The following is a 14,356-nucleotide window of genomic DNA, read 5'->3' on the forward strand; positions in this document are numbered from 1 at the left end:
ACAGCGTTACTCGCTGCTGTCAACACCTCTTTTTCAACTCCCTGCGGGCTTCGATGAACTGAAGCACCTGACCATCGAAACTTGCTTAACTCATTGATTATCAAGGAGTTTTCCGTTTCGACTGCACCGGAAGTGGGGCGAATTATAGAGATCTGAAATCTGCCGTCAACCACTAATTACGCTTTTCTGGCAGAAATGCCTTTTTAGCCGCTAAACGAGGGATTCGCCGAGCTACAGGCGGAAGCCGCAGGACTAATAGAAAGGCGCCAATCGCTGCGTAGATCGACCACTCTTTCAAATCGGCCCGCACAATCCAAAGCATGTGCAACAGCCCAAGCCCCAGAACCACATAGACCAGGCGATGAAGTTTCTTCCAGCGTGCGCCCAAACGTCGCTGGCTGAATCGATTGGAAGTCACTGCGAGCGCTAACAAACACAGAAGCCCCAACACGCCGACAATAATGTAGGGACGCTTGCGGAGCTCGACGCCTAACTGCGACCAGTCGAATCCAAGGATAAATGCGAGATAAGCACTCAGATGCAGGACCACATAGGCAAAGCACCACAACCCCAACTGTCGCCTGACAGCTATCCACCCGCCCCAGCCGCTCAACTTCTGCAGTGGCGTCATGCTTAATGTAATGAGCAACAGAACAAGCGTTCCCAGCCCCAATCGATCAACCAGCACCTTGCCAGGGTCCGGACCCAGTGCATCCCCCCAAGCCTGATACAGCCAAAGCAGCGGCCACACCAATGCAGCCACGAAAACGCCCATGCGCCAAAGCGGATATCGCATCAGTAGTTCTTCCGCAGATCGAGCCCTGCATACAAAGAAGCAACTTCATCCGCATAGCCGTTGAACATTTGCGTATCACGCACGTTCGGCTTGAACAGGCCACTTGGAAGGCGACGTTCGCGAGCCTGCGTCCAGCGCGGATGATCGACCGTCGGGTTCACATTCGCGTAGAAGCCATACTCGTCCGAAGCAATGCTCTGCCACGTGGTTTTAGGCTGCTCACTGACCAGACTGATACGAACGATGGATTTGATGCTTTTAAAACCGTATTTCCACGGCACAACCAAGCGCAGCGGCGCACCGTTCTGGTTCGGCAACTCTCTCCCGTACATACCCACAGCCAGAATCGCCAACGGGTTCATCGCCTCGTCCAGTCGTAATCCTTCTACATACGGCCAGTCGATCAAGGCAAAGCCAGAGCGCTGACCCGGCATGCTCTTGGGGTCCTGCAAGGTTTCGAAGCGAATGTACTTGGCGCCAGAGGTGGGCTCAACTTGCTTGAGCAACGCCGATATAGGGAAACCTATCCACGGAATGACCATCGACCAGGCCTCGACACAGCGCAGGCGATAGATGCGCTCCTCCAGCTGATAAGGCTTCATGAAGTCTTCCAGCGCATACCGCCCCGGCTTACCCACCTCACCGTCGATAACCACCGTCCAGGGTTCGGTCTTCAGCGTCCCGGCATTGGCTGCCGGATCGCCCTTGTCAGCACCGAACTCGTAGAAGTTGTTGTAGTGGGTCGCATCCTTGTAGGGCGTGATCGCTTCGTCGCGAACATTGACTGCGCCCCACTTGGTTGAAGGAAGCTTTTCGCTGAACCATGACGGCGCCTTGCCAGGCTCCACATCCGCATAACGTGCAGAATCTTCGGCGACAGCCCACCGAGGCAGTCCGCCAACGGCCAAACCACCAACGGCTGCGCTCAACACATGGCGCCTGGAAAGATAGAAGGATTCAGGCGTGACATCCGACTCATGGCAGTCGGACGCTTTGGGGACTTTGATCAGCATGGCTACTCCGCAGCATTGGAGAACAATCGCACCAATAGACTGCGGAGTATGAGGGAAAATTACATCACTCGACGCTTTTGCGCCGACGAAGATGTAACAAGTACTGCACCGGACCGGATGCGGCGTAGGCAAGGAAAACCAGCAGCAGAATGCGCGGCGGATCACTGAACACCACCGCGAACACCAGCACCACAGCAAGGATTGCCACGAACGGCACACGGCCCTTCAGGTCCAGCTCCTTGAAGCTGTTGTACTTGATGTTGCTGACCATCAGCATCCCCGCGGCCGCGACCAGCAGAGCCACCAGGAAAGACATCTTGGAGCCTTGAATACCGTAATCGCTGAACGCCCAGACAATGCCCGCGACAACGCCGGCAGCAGCCGGGCTGGCCAGGCCGATGAAGTAGCGCTTGTCAGCCGTGCCGACCTGAGTATTGAAGCGCGCCAGGCGCAACGCCGCGCCGGCCACATAAATGAAGGCGACCATCCAGCCGACCTTGCCCATATCCCCCAGGGCCCAGCCAAACGCCAACAACGCTGGCGCCACACCGAAGGCGACCATATCCGAGAGCGAGTCGTACTCGGCACCAAACGCACTCTGGGTATTGGTCATACGGGCAACGCGGCCATCGAGACCATCGAGCACCATGGCGACAAAGATGGCGATGGCGGCGAAGGCAAAATACTTGCTCGCACCGATCGAGTCACCCGCGCTCAAGGCACTTTGGGCACTCATGGAGCTGATGATGGAGTAGAACCCTGCGAACAGGTTCGCAGTGGTGAAAAGATTCGGCAGAAGATAGATACCACGATGCCGGACTTTACGGCCTTCAGCATCATGCCCTTCCTCGACATGCTCATCGATGGGCAGCAGGCTTTCGGCGTCAGCGGCCTTGCCTGGCTCTTCGGGACGTTCGCTCATGAACAATACCTTGCAACGGGGTGGAAAGTTTCGACAAGTGCCTGCGATGCCAGTTCGCCTCGCAAACGATGCAGCTTTATACCAGAACCGACCATCCAAACGAAAAAACGCGGCCTAAGCCGCGCTTTTCGTACAAGTGTCAGACTTAGTTTTTGGCTTTGTCGACGATCTTGTTGGCACCGATCCACGGCATCATGGAGCGCAGTTGCTCGCCAATGACTTCGATACCGTGAGCGGCGTTGTTACGACGCTTGGCGGTCATCGAAGGATAGCCGGTGGCGCCTTCGCTGATGAACATCTTGGCGTATTCGCCGTCCTGAATACGTTTCAGGGCGTTGCGCATGGCCTGACGGGATTCGGCGTTGATCACTTCCGGACCAGTCACGTACTCGCCGTATTCAGCGTTGTTGGAGATCGAGTAGTTCATGTTGGCGATACCGCCTTCGTACATGAGGTCAACGATCAGCTTCAGTTCGTGCAGGCATTCGAAGTAGGCCATTTCCGGCGCGTAGCCAGCTTCAACCAGGGTTTCGAAACCAGCTTTGACCAGCTCAACGGTACCGCCGCACAGAACGGCTTGTTCGCCGAACAGGTCGGTTTCAGTCTCGTCCTTGAAGGTGGTTTCGATGATGCCGGTACGACCGCCACCAACGCCAGCTGCGTAGGACAGAGCCACGTTCTTGGCGTTGCCGGAAGCGTCCTGATAGATAGCGATCAGGTCAGGGATACCGCCGCCTTTGACGAACTCGGAACGTACGGTGTGGCCTGGAGCTTTCGGCGCGATCATGATCACGTCGAGATCGGCACGCGGAACAACCTGGTTGTAGTGAATCGCGAAGCCGTGGGAGAAGGCCAGAGTGGCGCCTTTCTTGATGTTCGGCTCGATCTCGTTTTTGTACAGGGAGGACTGGAACTCGTCAGGGGTCAGGATCATGACCAGGTCGGCAGCTGCAACAGCGGAAGCAACGTCAGTCACTTTCAGGCCGTGGGCTTCAGCCTTGGCAACGGTAGCCGAACCTTTACGCAGACCAACGGTAACGTCAACGCCGGAGTCTTTCAGGTTGCACGCTTGAGCGTGGCCCTGGGAACCGTAACCGATGATGGCAACTTTCTTGCCCTGGATGATCGACAGGTCGCAGTCTTTATCGTAGAAAACTTTCATGAATTTCCCCTATATATCCAGGCCGTTCAGGCCATTCGCTAATTTGGTTAGATGCTGAGTACTTTGTCGCCGCGAGCGATGCCGGTCACGCCGCTGCGGACGGTTTCCAGAATCGATGCGGTGCCGATGGACTGAATGAAGCTGTCGAGCTTGTCGCTGGTACCGGTCAATTGAACGGTATACACGCTGGCGCTGACATCGACGATCTGTCCACGGTAAATATCGGTGGTGCGTTTGATCTCGGCGCGCTGGGCACCGGTGGCCTTGACCTTGACCAGCATCAGTTCGCGCTCGATATGAGCACTTTCCGACAAGTCGACCAATTTGACCACTTCGATCAGTTTGTTCAGGTTCTTGGTGATCTGCTCGATGATCTCATCGTGACCAACGGTGGTCAGCGTCAGACGCGACAGGGTCGGGTCTTCGGTCGGGGCCACGGTCAGGCTTTCGATGTTGTAGTTGCGCTGCGAGAACAGGCCGACTACGCGAGACAAAGCGCCGGGTTCGTTTTCCAGAAGCAAGGAAATAATGTGACGCATGATTAGGTACGCTCCGTCTTGCTCAGCCACATATCGCGCATGGAGCCGTCTTTGATCTGCATCGGATAGACGTGCTCGTTGGCATCGACCTGGATATCGAGGAATACCAGGCGATCCTTCATGGCGAATGCTTTTTCCATCATCGGCTTCAGATCCTTCAAGTCGGTGATGCGCATGCCCACGTGACCATAGGCCTCGGCCAATTTGACGAAGTCAGGCAGCGATTCCATGTAGGAATGCGAGTGACGCGCGCCGTAGCTCATGTCCTGCCACTGACGAACCATACCCAGTACACCGTTGTTGAGCAGAATGATCTTCAACGGCAGGTCGTGCTGCAGGCAGGTCGACAGTTCCTGGATGTTCATCTGGATGCTGCCTTCGCCGGTCACACAAGCAACGTCGGCATCCGGAAAGTTCAGTTTCACACCCATCGCTGCCGGCAGACCGAAGCCCATCGTGCCCAGGCCACCGGAGTTGATCCAGCGGTTTGGTTTGTTGAAGCGGTAGTACTGCGCCGCGTACATCTGGTGCTGACCAACGTCGGAGGACACATAGGCATCGCCTTTGGTCACTTCGCAGAGAGTCTCGATCACGGTCTGAGGTTTGATGATGCTGCCGTCGCCCTTGTTGTAAGGGAACATGTCGCGATCGCCACGCCACTCTTCGATCTGTTTCCACCAGTTGGCAACCGCTTCCTTGCCAGGAACTTCACCGATTTCCTTGAAGGTAGCGACCATTTCGGTCAATACACTTTCGACAGGCCCAACGATAGGCACGTCGGCCTTGATGGTCTTGGAGATGGATGCCGGGTCGATGTCGATGTGAATGATCTTGGCATTCGGGCAGAACTTCGATGGGCCGTTGATTACGCGGTCATCGAAACGTGCGCCAACTGCCAGAATCACATCGGCATTGTGCATGGCCAGGTTGGCGGTGTAGCTACCGTGCATACCCAGCATACCGAGGAATTGACGGTCCATGCCCGGGTAAGCGCCAAGGCCCATCAGTGTATTGGTCACTGGCGCGTTCAGCAGTTGCGCCAGTTCGGTCAACGGTGCGGAACCGTTGCCCATGATCACGCCGCCGCCGGCGTAGATGATCGGACGCTTGGCCGCCAGCAGCATTTCCACGGCTTTGCGGATCTGGCCGGAGTGACCACGGACCGCCGGGCTATAGGAACGCAGCTTGGCTTTTTTCGGGAAAATGTATTCGAACTTCTCGGCCGGGTTGGTCATGTCTTTTGGGATATCGACAACGACCGGGCCTGGACGACCGGATTGAGCCAGATAGAAGGCTTTCTTCATGACTTCCGGGATTTCCGACGGATGCTTGATCATGAAGCTGTGTTTCACGATCGGCCGGGAGATACCGATCATGTCGGTTTCCTGGAATGCATCGGTACCGACCATGGTGCTTGGCACCTGGGCGGTCAGAATCACCATCGGAATGGAGTCCATGTACGCGGTGGCGATACCGGTAATGACGTTGGTCGCGCCGGGACCGGAGGTCACCAGTACAACGCCGGCCTTGCCGGTGGCACGCGCATAGCCGTCAGCCATGTGAGTGGCTGCCTGCTCATGACGGACGAGAATATGTTGAACGGATTGTTCTTTGAAAAGCGCATCGTAGATATGCAATGCGGCACCACCCGGGTACCCATAGATATACTTGACGCCTTCGTCACGCAAAAAGCGGACGATCATTTCACCGCCAGATAAAAGCTCCACGTTGTCCACCTCTAAAACGCCAGAATACCGCCCACGGAAAATGGGACGGGTCTTAATAGGTTTACTTCTCAGCAGAGCATGAGCGACGGTGGTCGCCGACTACGTCAGCACTGACTGAGCAAGTATTGGGATCGTCCCAAGTGTTGCGGGCCTTTCCCACCCAGCGCGAGGTAACGCGTTGCGGGTGTAGCAGGTCGGCGCGGATGTGCGCCTCATGATCTACTGAGAGGGCCTGCTTCTGGCAGTCCCTCTACAGCGGACTTTGGATTCTTCTGTTTCGTCCCCTGCAAGTCAAGTCGTGTCTGTGCTTTATTGAAGTAAGCGCATGAGAAAGCAAGAAAAAACCGCGAAACCGCAAGTGTGTTAACTTCAATTGCGCATCCGGATATAAGGAAATGACATGCGAGCGCTCTTCCTGACCGCCAGCTTGCTGATTTGCATCAGCCCTTTGAGCATTGCCGCGCCGATTTACAAGTGGGTCGATGCCCAAGGCGTTACCCATTTCGATGCCCAACCACCCCAAGGCCAGCCATCCACCGTTGTCGCGACACCCTCCCAACCCGCCCCACATCCCCCTCCGAGTAAGAGCGGCGCAGCGATAGGCGATCAACAGGCCATCGACAAGGATGTGAAAAGGCAGGTGGCCGAGCAGCAGGCGGAGCTGAAGGTGTTCTGCGATCAGGCACGAACGAACCTGGCGCAGTTGCAGAACAATCCGCGGCTCAGAGAGGAAGTGGATGGACAGTTGCGCCGCCTGGACGACGCTCAACGGCAGGAACGCCTGAGTGAAACGCAGAAGCAGATCGCAGATAACTGCCAATAGCACCCGCAGGAGCCGAACGGCTCCGCGAGCGCTCGAGGTCAGCGAGTAGCGGTGATCAGTTGATCGAACTCTTTGAGCAGCAGTTGCAACTGCCGATCCTTGCCCTGAACGTTGCGGGAAGCGAAGACCATTTCAGCCATCTCCTGAATCCCCGACGCATTCGGCAGAGGCAGGTCCTGCTCGAGGATCGCCTTCATGCGCGGCAGGAAGATCCATTGCAGCCATTGCTCGAAGTCCAGCGTATCGACGGAAAAGGGCTCAACACTGGACAGCGCTTCTGCCGAGGGCGCGACTTCATCCCACCAGCCTTGCAGGCGTAATTCACGCTCGATCAACAGCAGATGATCGGCAATTACCGGAAAACGCGAATCCATCACGAAGTAACCTTGGCTTTCTGACGAGCCAGAGCGGCGCCAGCAGAATCACCCTGCTTCTCGCGGGCCTGGGCAATCAACTCCCACAGACTGGCCTGAAGCGCCGGACGACCATTGGCCAAGGTCAGGCCGCGACGGGCGAACTGCTCGGCCTGCGGCGCATCGCCTTGGGCCATACGAACCTGCGCCAGGCGATAAAGCACTTGCGGCTCGCGCGGAGCGACACGCTGGGCGCGCTCAAGGCTGGAAGACGCACCATTGAGATCGCCGCTGGATTGCTGCTGTTGAGCCGTGGTCAACAGCGCCAGTACCGGACCGTCGAGCTGCTCGTCGGCGGACAGGCCACCGGCGCTGGCCGACGGAATCCCGCTCGGGGTCGAAGGCATGCTGTAGCTGCCCTGATTGATGGGCGCCGATTGCACTGGCGACGTATCTATCGGACCTGGCGTGATCGGACCCGAGCTGATCGGGCCTGGAGTGATAGGCGAAGTGCTGATCGGAGTCGACGTCGTTGCGCCGCCACCTGGCACCATGACCACAACGCCGGTATCACCCTGTGGAATCTCCTGAACCTGAGCTTGCGCAGGGCGTTTTACTGTCGTCTGGCGATAACCTCCGTTCGCCGAAACCCGCTCGCTGTTGGAAACAGCGGTACCGGAGTCGACAACCGGAATCGAGCCACGCTGTACTGTGGAGCAACCGCTGAGCAAAGCCACGGCGGTAACCGCTGGAATCAACCACTTGTTCACTTGAAACCCTCTTTGCTTAATTCATCCAGCCTTTGACCCAATCCATCACCGTTTCGGCGGGGTTAGGATTTTCGCTGCCGCAAGCGGCACCGGGAGGCGGTTCGCTGCCGCGAATATACGGCATCTGCACAGCACCTGGGCAATTGGCATCCGAGCCCTGACCGGTCCGCGAATCGACCCAGGCCTGAACGACATTATCCGGCTGCGGCATGTCCAGCGGCAACGGGTCGGCCTTGCGCATGAAGCTGGTCCAGACCTGCAGCGCACCGGTCGCCCCGGTAAACGGCGTCTTGCCGTTGTCATCGCGCCCCAGCCAGACCACCGCCAGCAGATCCTGACTGAAGCCGGCGAACCAGCTGTCCCGGGAATCGTTACTGGTACCGGTCTTGCCTGCCAGCGTCAGGGTTTTCGGCAACACGTTGTATACGGAGCTACCGGTACCCTCGCGCATCACTCGCTGCATGGCGCTCTGGATCAGATAAATGGAGGCCGGATCGAAGCGCTGCTGAATCTGGAACGGATAACGCTTGAGCGGCTCGCCTTCGGCCGTCAGTACGCTACGAATACCGCGCATCGGCGTGTTGAAACCGCCGTTGGCCAGGGTCTGATACATGGTCGCCACTTCGATCGGCGTCATGCCGCCGGCACCCAACAACATCGACGGGAAGGCCGGGAACTCACGACTCACACCAAGTCGCCCGAGGGTCTTGAGTACGTTCGGCACACCCACCGCCAGACCCAGACGCGCGGTCGACAGGTTATAGGAATGCGCCAGCCCCTGATAAAGGAAGACTGTGCCATGGGAGCGACGATCATAGTTCTGCGGCTTCCACACCTGACCATCCGCACCTTTGACCGAGAACGATTCGTCCGACAGCCAACTGGTCAACGTGTACTGACTCGGTTTCTCCAGCGCGGTCAGATAGACCGCCGGCTTGATCAGCGAGCCGATCGGTCGCACCGCGTCCAGTGCCCGGTTGAAACCGGCAAAGCTGGCCTGACGACTGCCGATCATGGCCTGGACTTCACCGGTTTCCGGATTGGTCACGACCATCGCTGCCTCAACATCCTCGGAACCCTTGCGCCCGGCCAGGCGTTTAAAGGTGTCGTTGACCGAGGCTTCGGCCTTCATCTGCAGAATCGGGTCGAAGCTGGTGAAGATCCGCAGCCCCTCTTCGGTCAAGTCTTCATCTCGATAGTCTTCACGCAGCTGACGCTTGACCAGATCGAGGAAGCCGGGGAACGAGCTGTCGGCCAGACTGCCGCGCTTGGTCACGCCCAGCGGCATTTTCTTTGCGGCTTCGACTTGCTCGGCTGTTGCGACGCCCTGCTCCTGCAATACGTCGAGCACCAGATTGCGCCGTTCAAGGGCACGCTCAGGGTAACGACGCGGGTTATAGGAGGACGGGCCCTTGACCATGCCGACCAGCAATGCCACCTGGTGCAGCTTGAGTTCGGCCAGTGGCTGGCTGAAGAAGAACTGGCTGGCCAGACCGAAACCGTGCACCGCGCGCTGGCCGTCCTGGCCGATGAACACCTCGTTGAGGTAAGCCTCGAGGATTTCGCGCTTGTCGTAGTGCATCTCAAGCAGCAAAGCCATCATCGCTTCGGTGAGTTTGCGGGTCAGGCTGCGCTCGTTGGTCAGGTAGAAATTCTTTACCAGCTGTTGCGTCAGGGTACTGCCGCCCTGGCGCATCCGGCCGGACGAGCCGTTGACCCAGATTGCACGGGCAATCGACTTCGGCGAGACGCCAAAGTGGTGGTAGAAGTCGCGGTCTTCGACAGCCACCAGGGTTTCGAGCAGATAAGGCGGCACCTGATCGATCTTGATCAGGATCCGGTCTTCAAGGTTTTTCGGGTACAGGCCACCGATCAGCAGCGGCTCCAGGCGCACCACGGACAACTTCGAACCGCTGGCACCCGACAACTCGGCAACGTAGTCGCCAGAAAAACGCACCCGCACCGGTTGTGCCTGTTCCATGCCCTCATAGAACTGAAAGCCACGGGTATTCAGATCGACGGTATTGCCGCTGACCGAGGCCGCGCCCGGACCGTTGGCCACGCTTTCACGGCGATAGCCCAGGGCATCGAGTTCGGTCAGAAAGTCGTCCCGGCTGAGCTTCTGTCCGACGAACAGCTCGAGCGGACGCGCGTATACCTTGGCCGGAATCGTCCAGCGCTTGCCGGAAAACTTCTCCTGCACGATGGCATCGAGGTAAACCGCGAATCCGGCCAGCACCACAAGGCCGACCAGACTGAGTTTAAGGGCCCAGCCCAGCCAGGGCCGCAGGCCTTTGGAGGGTGGTTTTTTGGGGGTACGGGGAGTTCGAGTACGTGTCATGGCGGCGGATTATACGCACTTTATTCATACTCAACAGGAGCCCTCCGAGTTTGCGTTGAGCTGGCTAGCCGCCATAATGACGACCTGAATTTTTCCCGACTCTGAAGGATCACCCCGTGAGCCAGTCCCTGATCGCCGCGCTGCAAAACCCGGCCCTCTATCCGCATCCGGTAGACGGCTTCAAGGTCATCGAGACCCATATTTCCTGGGTGCTACTCACCGGCCCTTATGCCTATAAAGTGAAGAAGCCGGTCAACTTCGGCTTCCTTGACTTCACCACCCTCGACGCTCGCGAGCATTTCTGCGGCGAAGAACTGCGCCTGAACCAGCGCCTGACCGATGACTTGTATCTGGAAGTGTTGCCGGTCACCGGCAGCGTCGAAGCCCCGCAACTGGGCGGCGACGGTCCAGCCATCGAGTACGTACTGAAAATGCGCCAGTTCCCACAGGGTGGCTTGCTCAGCACGCTCCAGGCCAATGGCGAACTGACGCCTGCCCACATCGATGCAATGGCAGCGCAAATCGCCCGCTTCCACCTCAACGCGCCGGAAGTGCCTGCCGAACACGAAGCCGGCACTCCCGACAGCGTCATGGCGCCGGTACGGCAGAACTTCGATCAGATTCGCCCGTTCCTCAGCGACAAGGCTGACCTGCTGCAACTGGACGCCCTGCAAGCCTGGGCCGAAAGCAGCTTCGACCGTCTCAAGCCCGTTCTCAGCCAGCGCAAGGCGGACGGCTTCATCCGCGAATGCCATGGCGACATTCATCTGGGCAACGCCACAATCATCGACGACAACGTGGTGATTTTCGACTGCATCGAATTCAACGAGCCTTTCCGCTTCACCGACGTCTATGCCGACGCCGGCTTCCTGGCGATGGACCTGGAAGACCGCGGCCTGAAGTGCCTGGCCCGTCGTTTCATCAGCCAGTACCTGGAACTGACCGGCGACTACCAGGGCCTGGAGCTGCTCAACTTCTATAAAGCTTATCGCGCGCTGGTTCGCGCCAAGGTCAGCCTGTTCAGCATGCCGGCGGACGCTACTCCGGTGCAGCGCTCCACCACCCTGCGCCAGTACCGCACCTACGCCAACCTGGCGGAAAGCTACAGCACCATTCCCTCGCGCTTCATGGCGATTACCCACGGCGTTTCCGCGGTCGGCAAAAGCCATGTTGCCATGCGCCTGGTAGAAGCACTGGGGGCGATTCGCCTGCGCTCCGATGTTGAACGCAAGCGCCTGTTCGGCGAGCAAACCGCCGCCAACGATGTGCAATCGGGCATCTATAGCGCCGACGCCAGCACCGCGACCTACAATCGCCTGCATGAAATTGCCGCCGTTATCCTGCATGCAGGTTTCCCGGTGGTGATCGACGCCACTTACCTCAAGCACGACCAGCGCATCAGCGCGGCGAAAATCGCGGAAGCCACAGGCACTCCGTTCCTGATTCTGGACTGCGAAGCACCGCAGGCCGTTATCGAGAGCTGGTTGGCGCAACGCCAGGCTGACAAGAACGATCCATCCGACGCCACGCTGGAGGTCATCCAGGCCCAGCAAGCCAATCGTGAAGCCCTGACGCCAGCGGAAATCCTCTACAGCAAACACGTCAAGACCAACGAAAGCGGAACGCTCGACACAGTCGTGGCGCAAATCCGCCAGCGCCTGCCAGGTCTGTAAAAACTATTTTCAGCCGTGAAGCGCCCGCTCACTTCACGGCTGTCAAATAGTGGCATTATACTGGCGTCATAAAACCAACAGGTGATATGCCATGAGCCAGCCGAAACTTCTCGACACTCCGCTTTACGCCTTGCTGCACAAAGACGACATCGCAGGCTTCAATAAAGAACGCCCGGCCGATGGTCCGATCGATATGGTCGGCGGCGACTTCCGCGGCCTGGACTTGCGGGAACTGAATGCCGACGGCATCGACTTCCGCGATGCGTACTTTCGCTCCGCCGATTTGCGCGGCATTGACTTCACCAAAGCGAAGCTTGAAGGCGCGAGCCTGGCTCATGCGCAGATCTCGGGTGCGTACTTCCCGGTTGAGCTCAGCGCCGACGAAATCCTGATGTCGATGAACTTCGGAACCCGTTTGCGCTACCGCACACGCTGAGCCCTAGCGTGAATTGACAAGTCTGGCGCCCCTGCCCTTGCTCCAGACTTCGGGACGTTTTGCCCCTGAATCCCGCTCATTCCTATCCTTTCTCCGGTCATTCGCCGACGTTCTTCCCCTCGCAAGACCCCACCGCTTAGAAGCGTTTGCGTCGAAAACGACCAAAGAATCACGCTTTTCCTACTGATGGCTACACTCCTGAGAGGCTTGCCCACGCACCATTCGGCCATCGCAAGGAGGCTTGATGAATGATGAACTGCAACACCTGAAGAATCTTGGCAAGACGTCGGCGCAGTGGCTGCATGCCGTGGGCATTCACAGCGCCTCGGACTTGCGTCGCCTGGGGGCGGTGGACGCCTACCGGGCCGTGCGCACGCGCGGGTTCCGGGCGTCCAAGGTGTTGTTGTACGCGATCGAAGGCGCGTTGATGGATGTGCACTGGAATGACATTCCGGCAGAACGAAAAGAAGCGCTGAACAAGCAGCTGGAAGCGATCTCGTCACGTCACAAGAATTGATCTCTCTAAAAACGACCTTTAGATAATCAATGAATACAAGGACTTACCGGAATCGTGCGACACCCAACAAGCCAAATGAAAATCAGCGGTTGACTTGGTAATGAGAATCGATATGATTATCACAACTGGTCGCGAGACTGGTCGATACTCTGGAAAGCCCTTGGTTCGGACTCTCAGATTATCTCCTCATCAGGCTAATCACGGTTATTTGACCCGGCTCTGCCGGGTCTTTTTTTGCCCATGAAAAAGCCGTCGTCCTTTTTACGCAGCGACGGCCCCGGTTTATTGGCCAGCAGTATCGGGATAGAAACCCTCGGACAGCTTTTTCAGGCTCTCCGGCAGTCGCGGCCCCAGGCCACCTACCAACAAAGTCGGGTCAAGTTCGAGAACACGATCGTTCCTGGCGGCGCGAGTCGAGGCCAGAATCGGATTCTCCTTGAACAACGCCGCGCGGGCTTCACTGCCGGACAGCGCGCGATCGGCGAACACCAGCACATCAGGGTCCAGACTCACCAGCGATTCATTGGAAAACGGCTTGTAACCGCTATGGGTTGCCAGATTATGCGCACCGGCCTGTTGCAGCAGCCAGTCTGCGGCAGTGTCCTTGCCGGCGATCAGTGGCTTGCCACCTGCATGCCCTAGCACCAGCAGCACACCAGGAGACGGCTGCTTCAACTGCGCCCGTGTCACCCAGACCTTCTGCTGCTCAAGCGCCTGTTGATAAGTGGCCAGCACCTGCTCCGCCTTTTCTTCAGCGCCAAGCAACTTGCCCAATTGCCGAAGGTTGATCTGCAGCGTCGCCATATTCGGTTGTGCCGAGAACATCTTGACCGTCACTCCCGAACCGCGAATCTGCGAAATCACCGGCGGCGGCCCCATCTCTTCGGTGCCGACCAGAATTTGCGGCTGCAAACTCAGCACCCCTTCCGCCGACAACTGGCGCTGATAACCAATACTGGGCAGGGCTTTGAGCGCAGCAGGATGCTGGCTGGTGGTATCGACTCCCACCAATTTCGCCTCGCCACCCAACGCGCAGACCCACTCCGAAAGCGCCCCACCGGCACTGACCCAGCGTTGCGGCAGTTCATCTGCAGCGGCGTGATGACTGGCGAAAAGTCCGACACAAAGCGCAGCGACGCGGATACTCAGGCGCATAAACAGCTTCCTTCAAGGGTTAACCGGGCATCAAAGCGGCAGGCCAAGTATCCTGTGCACCTGGCTACTGCATCTGTTGGGCAAGCCCGCCATTTGATAATCGCTTGCATTTGCGAGTCAAGCTCGGAT

General features: G+C 58.0%; 14 protein-coding genes. 4 read left to right on the forward strand and 10 right to left on the reverse strand.

From position 1 onward, the window contains the following. Positions 1-172 precede the first annotated feature (172 nt). The 6 genes from msrQ to ACW9JE_RS09880 form a co-directional block, all read right to left on the reverse strand. Positions 173-796, reverse strand: coding sequence for a protein-methionine-sulfoxide reductase heme-binding subunit MsrQ (gene msrQ / locus ACW9JE_RS09855; RefSeq protein WP_457432639.1), 624 nt, complete (start codon positions 794-796; stop codon positions 173-175). After that, complete coding sequence (gene msrP / locus ACW9JE_RS09860) at positions 796-1,809, reverse strand: protein-methionine-sulfoxide reductase catalytic subunit MsrP (protein ID WP_224534248.1); 1,014 nt, start codon at positions 1,807-1,809, stop codon at positions 796-798. The genes msrQ and msrP overlap by 1 nt, the downstream gene beginning before the upstream one ends. A gap of 64 nt (positions 1,810-1,873) precedes the next feature. Beyond that, positions 1,874-2,731 carry a CDP-diacylglycerol--serine O-phosphatidyltransferase gene (pssA, locus tag ACW9JE_RS09865; protein WP_224534238.1) on the reverse strand — a complete coding sequence of 286 codons (858 nt, stop codon included), beginning with the start codon at positions 2,729-2,731 and terminating at the stop codon, positions 1,874-1,876. A 145-nt stretch (positions 2,732-2,876) separates the two neighbouring features. Further along, positions 2,877-3,893 (reverse strand): ketol-acid reductoisomerase, encoded by a 1,017-nt coding sequence (ilvC, locus tag ACW9JE_RS09870; protein WP_007909969.1) that lies wholly within the window; start codon positions 3,891-3,893, stop codon positions 2,877-2,879. A gap of 47 nt (positions 3,894-3,940) precedes the next feature. Then, a complete protein-coding gene (ilvN, locus tag ACW9JE_RS09875) occupies positions 3,941-4,432 on the reverse strand; it encodes an acetolactate synthase small subunit (RefSeq protein ID WP_003205610.1) in 492 nt (163 codons plus the stop codon). A 2-nt stretch (positions 4,433-4,434) separates the two neighbouring features. Then, complete coding sequence (locus ACW9JE_RS09880; protein ID WP_224534229.1) at positions 4,435-6,159, reverse strand: acetolactate synthase 3 large subunit; 1,725 nt, start codon at positions 6,157-6,159, stop codon at positions 4,435-4,437. A 400-nt stretch (positions 6,160-6,559) separates the two neighbouring features. On the opposite strand from ACW9JE_RS09880, the gene ACW9JE_RS09885 reads away from it, so the two are divergent. Next, positions 6,560-6,982, forward strand: coding sequence for a DUF4124 domain-containing protein (locus tag ACW9JE_RS09885; protein ID WP_224534226.1), 423 nt, complete (start codon positions 6,560-6,562; stop codon positions 6,980-6,982). A gap of 38 nt (positions 6,983-7,020) precedes the next feature. On the opposite strand, the gene ACW9JE_RS09890 is transcribed toward ACW9JE_RS09885, so the two are convergent. The 3 genes from ACW9JE_RS09890 to mrcB are packed head-to-tail and all read right to left on the reverse strand — an operon-like array spanning position 7,021 to position 10,446. Then, positions 7,021-7,356 (reverse strand): YqcC family protein, encoded by a 336-nt coding sequence (locus ACW9JE_RS09890; protein WP_224534225.1) that lies wholly within the window; start codon positions 7,354-7,356, stop codon positions 7,021-7,023. Further along, positions 7,356-8,105: a tetratricopeptide repeat protein gene (locus ACW9JE_RS09895; protein ID WP_224534223.1), complete on the reverse strand. Its 750-nt coding sequence runs from the start codon at positions 8,103-8,105 to the stop codon at positions 7,356-7,358. The genes ACW9JE_RS09890 and ACW9JE_RS09895 overlap by 1 nt, the downstream gene beginning before the upstream one ends. Positions 8,106-8,121: 16 nt before the next feature. Next, the gene (gene mrcB / locus ACW9JE_RS09900) at positions 8,122-10,446 is read right to left on the reverse strand and encodes a penicillin-binding protein 1B (RefSeq protein ID WP_457432640.1); all 2,325 of its coding nucleotides are present in this window, start codon (positions 10,444-10,446) and stop codon (positions 8,122-8,124) included. Between the two features lie 116 nt (positions 10,447-10,562). Between mrcB and ACW9JE_RS09905 the strand changes: the two genes are divergently transcribed. From ACW9JE_RS09905 to ACW9JE_RS09915, 3 genes are all read left to right on the forward strand, one after another. After that, positions 10,563-12,119, forward strand: a complete 1,557-nt coding sequence (locus tag ACW9JE_RS09905; RefSeq protein ID WP_457432641.1) for a bifunctional aminoglycoside phosphotransferase/ATP-binding protein — start codon at positions 10,563-10,565, stop codon at positions 12,117-12,119. Positions 12,120-12,210: 91 nt separating this feature from the next. Then, complete coding sequence (locus ACW9JE_RS09910; protein ID WP_224534217.1) at positions 12,211-12,555, forward strand: pentapeptide repeat-containing protein; 345 nt, start codon at positions 12,211-12,213, stop codon at positions 12,553-12,555. Between the two features lie 244 nt (positions 12,556-12,799). Further along, a complete protein-coding gene (locus ACW9JE_RS09915; protein ID WP_007971093.1) occupies positions 12,800-13,072 on the forward strand; it encodes a TfoX/Sxy family protein in 273 nt (90 codons plus the stop codon). A gap of 282 nt (positions 13,073-13,354) precedes the next feature. Here ACW9JE_RS09915 and ACW9JE_RS09920 read toward each other — a convergent pair whose 3' ends face one another. After that, on the reverse strand, positions 13,355-14,227 hold the full coding sequence (locus ACW9JE_RS09920; RefSeq protein ID WP_457432642.1) for a heme/hemin ABC transporter substrate-binding protein: 873 nt from the start codon (positions 14,225-14,227) through the stop codon (positions 13,355-13,357). Positions 14,228-14,356 lie beyond the last annotated feature (129 nt).

The sequence above is a fragment of the Pseudomonas sp. SDO55104_S430 genome (assembly GCF_054070595.1).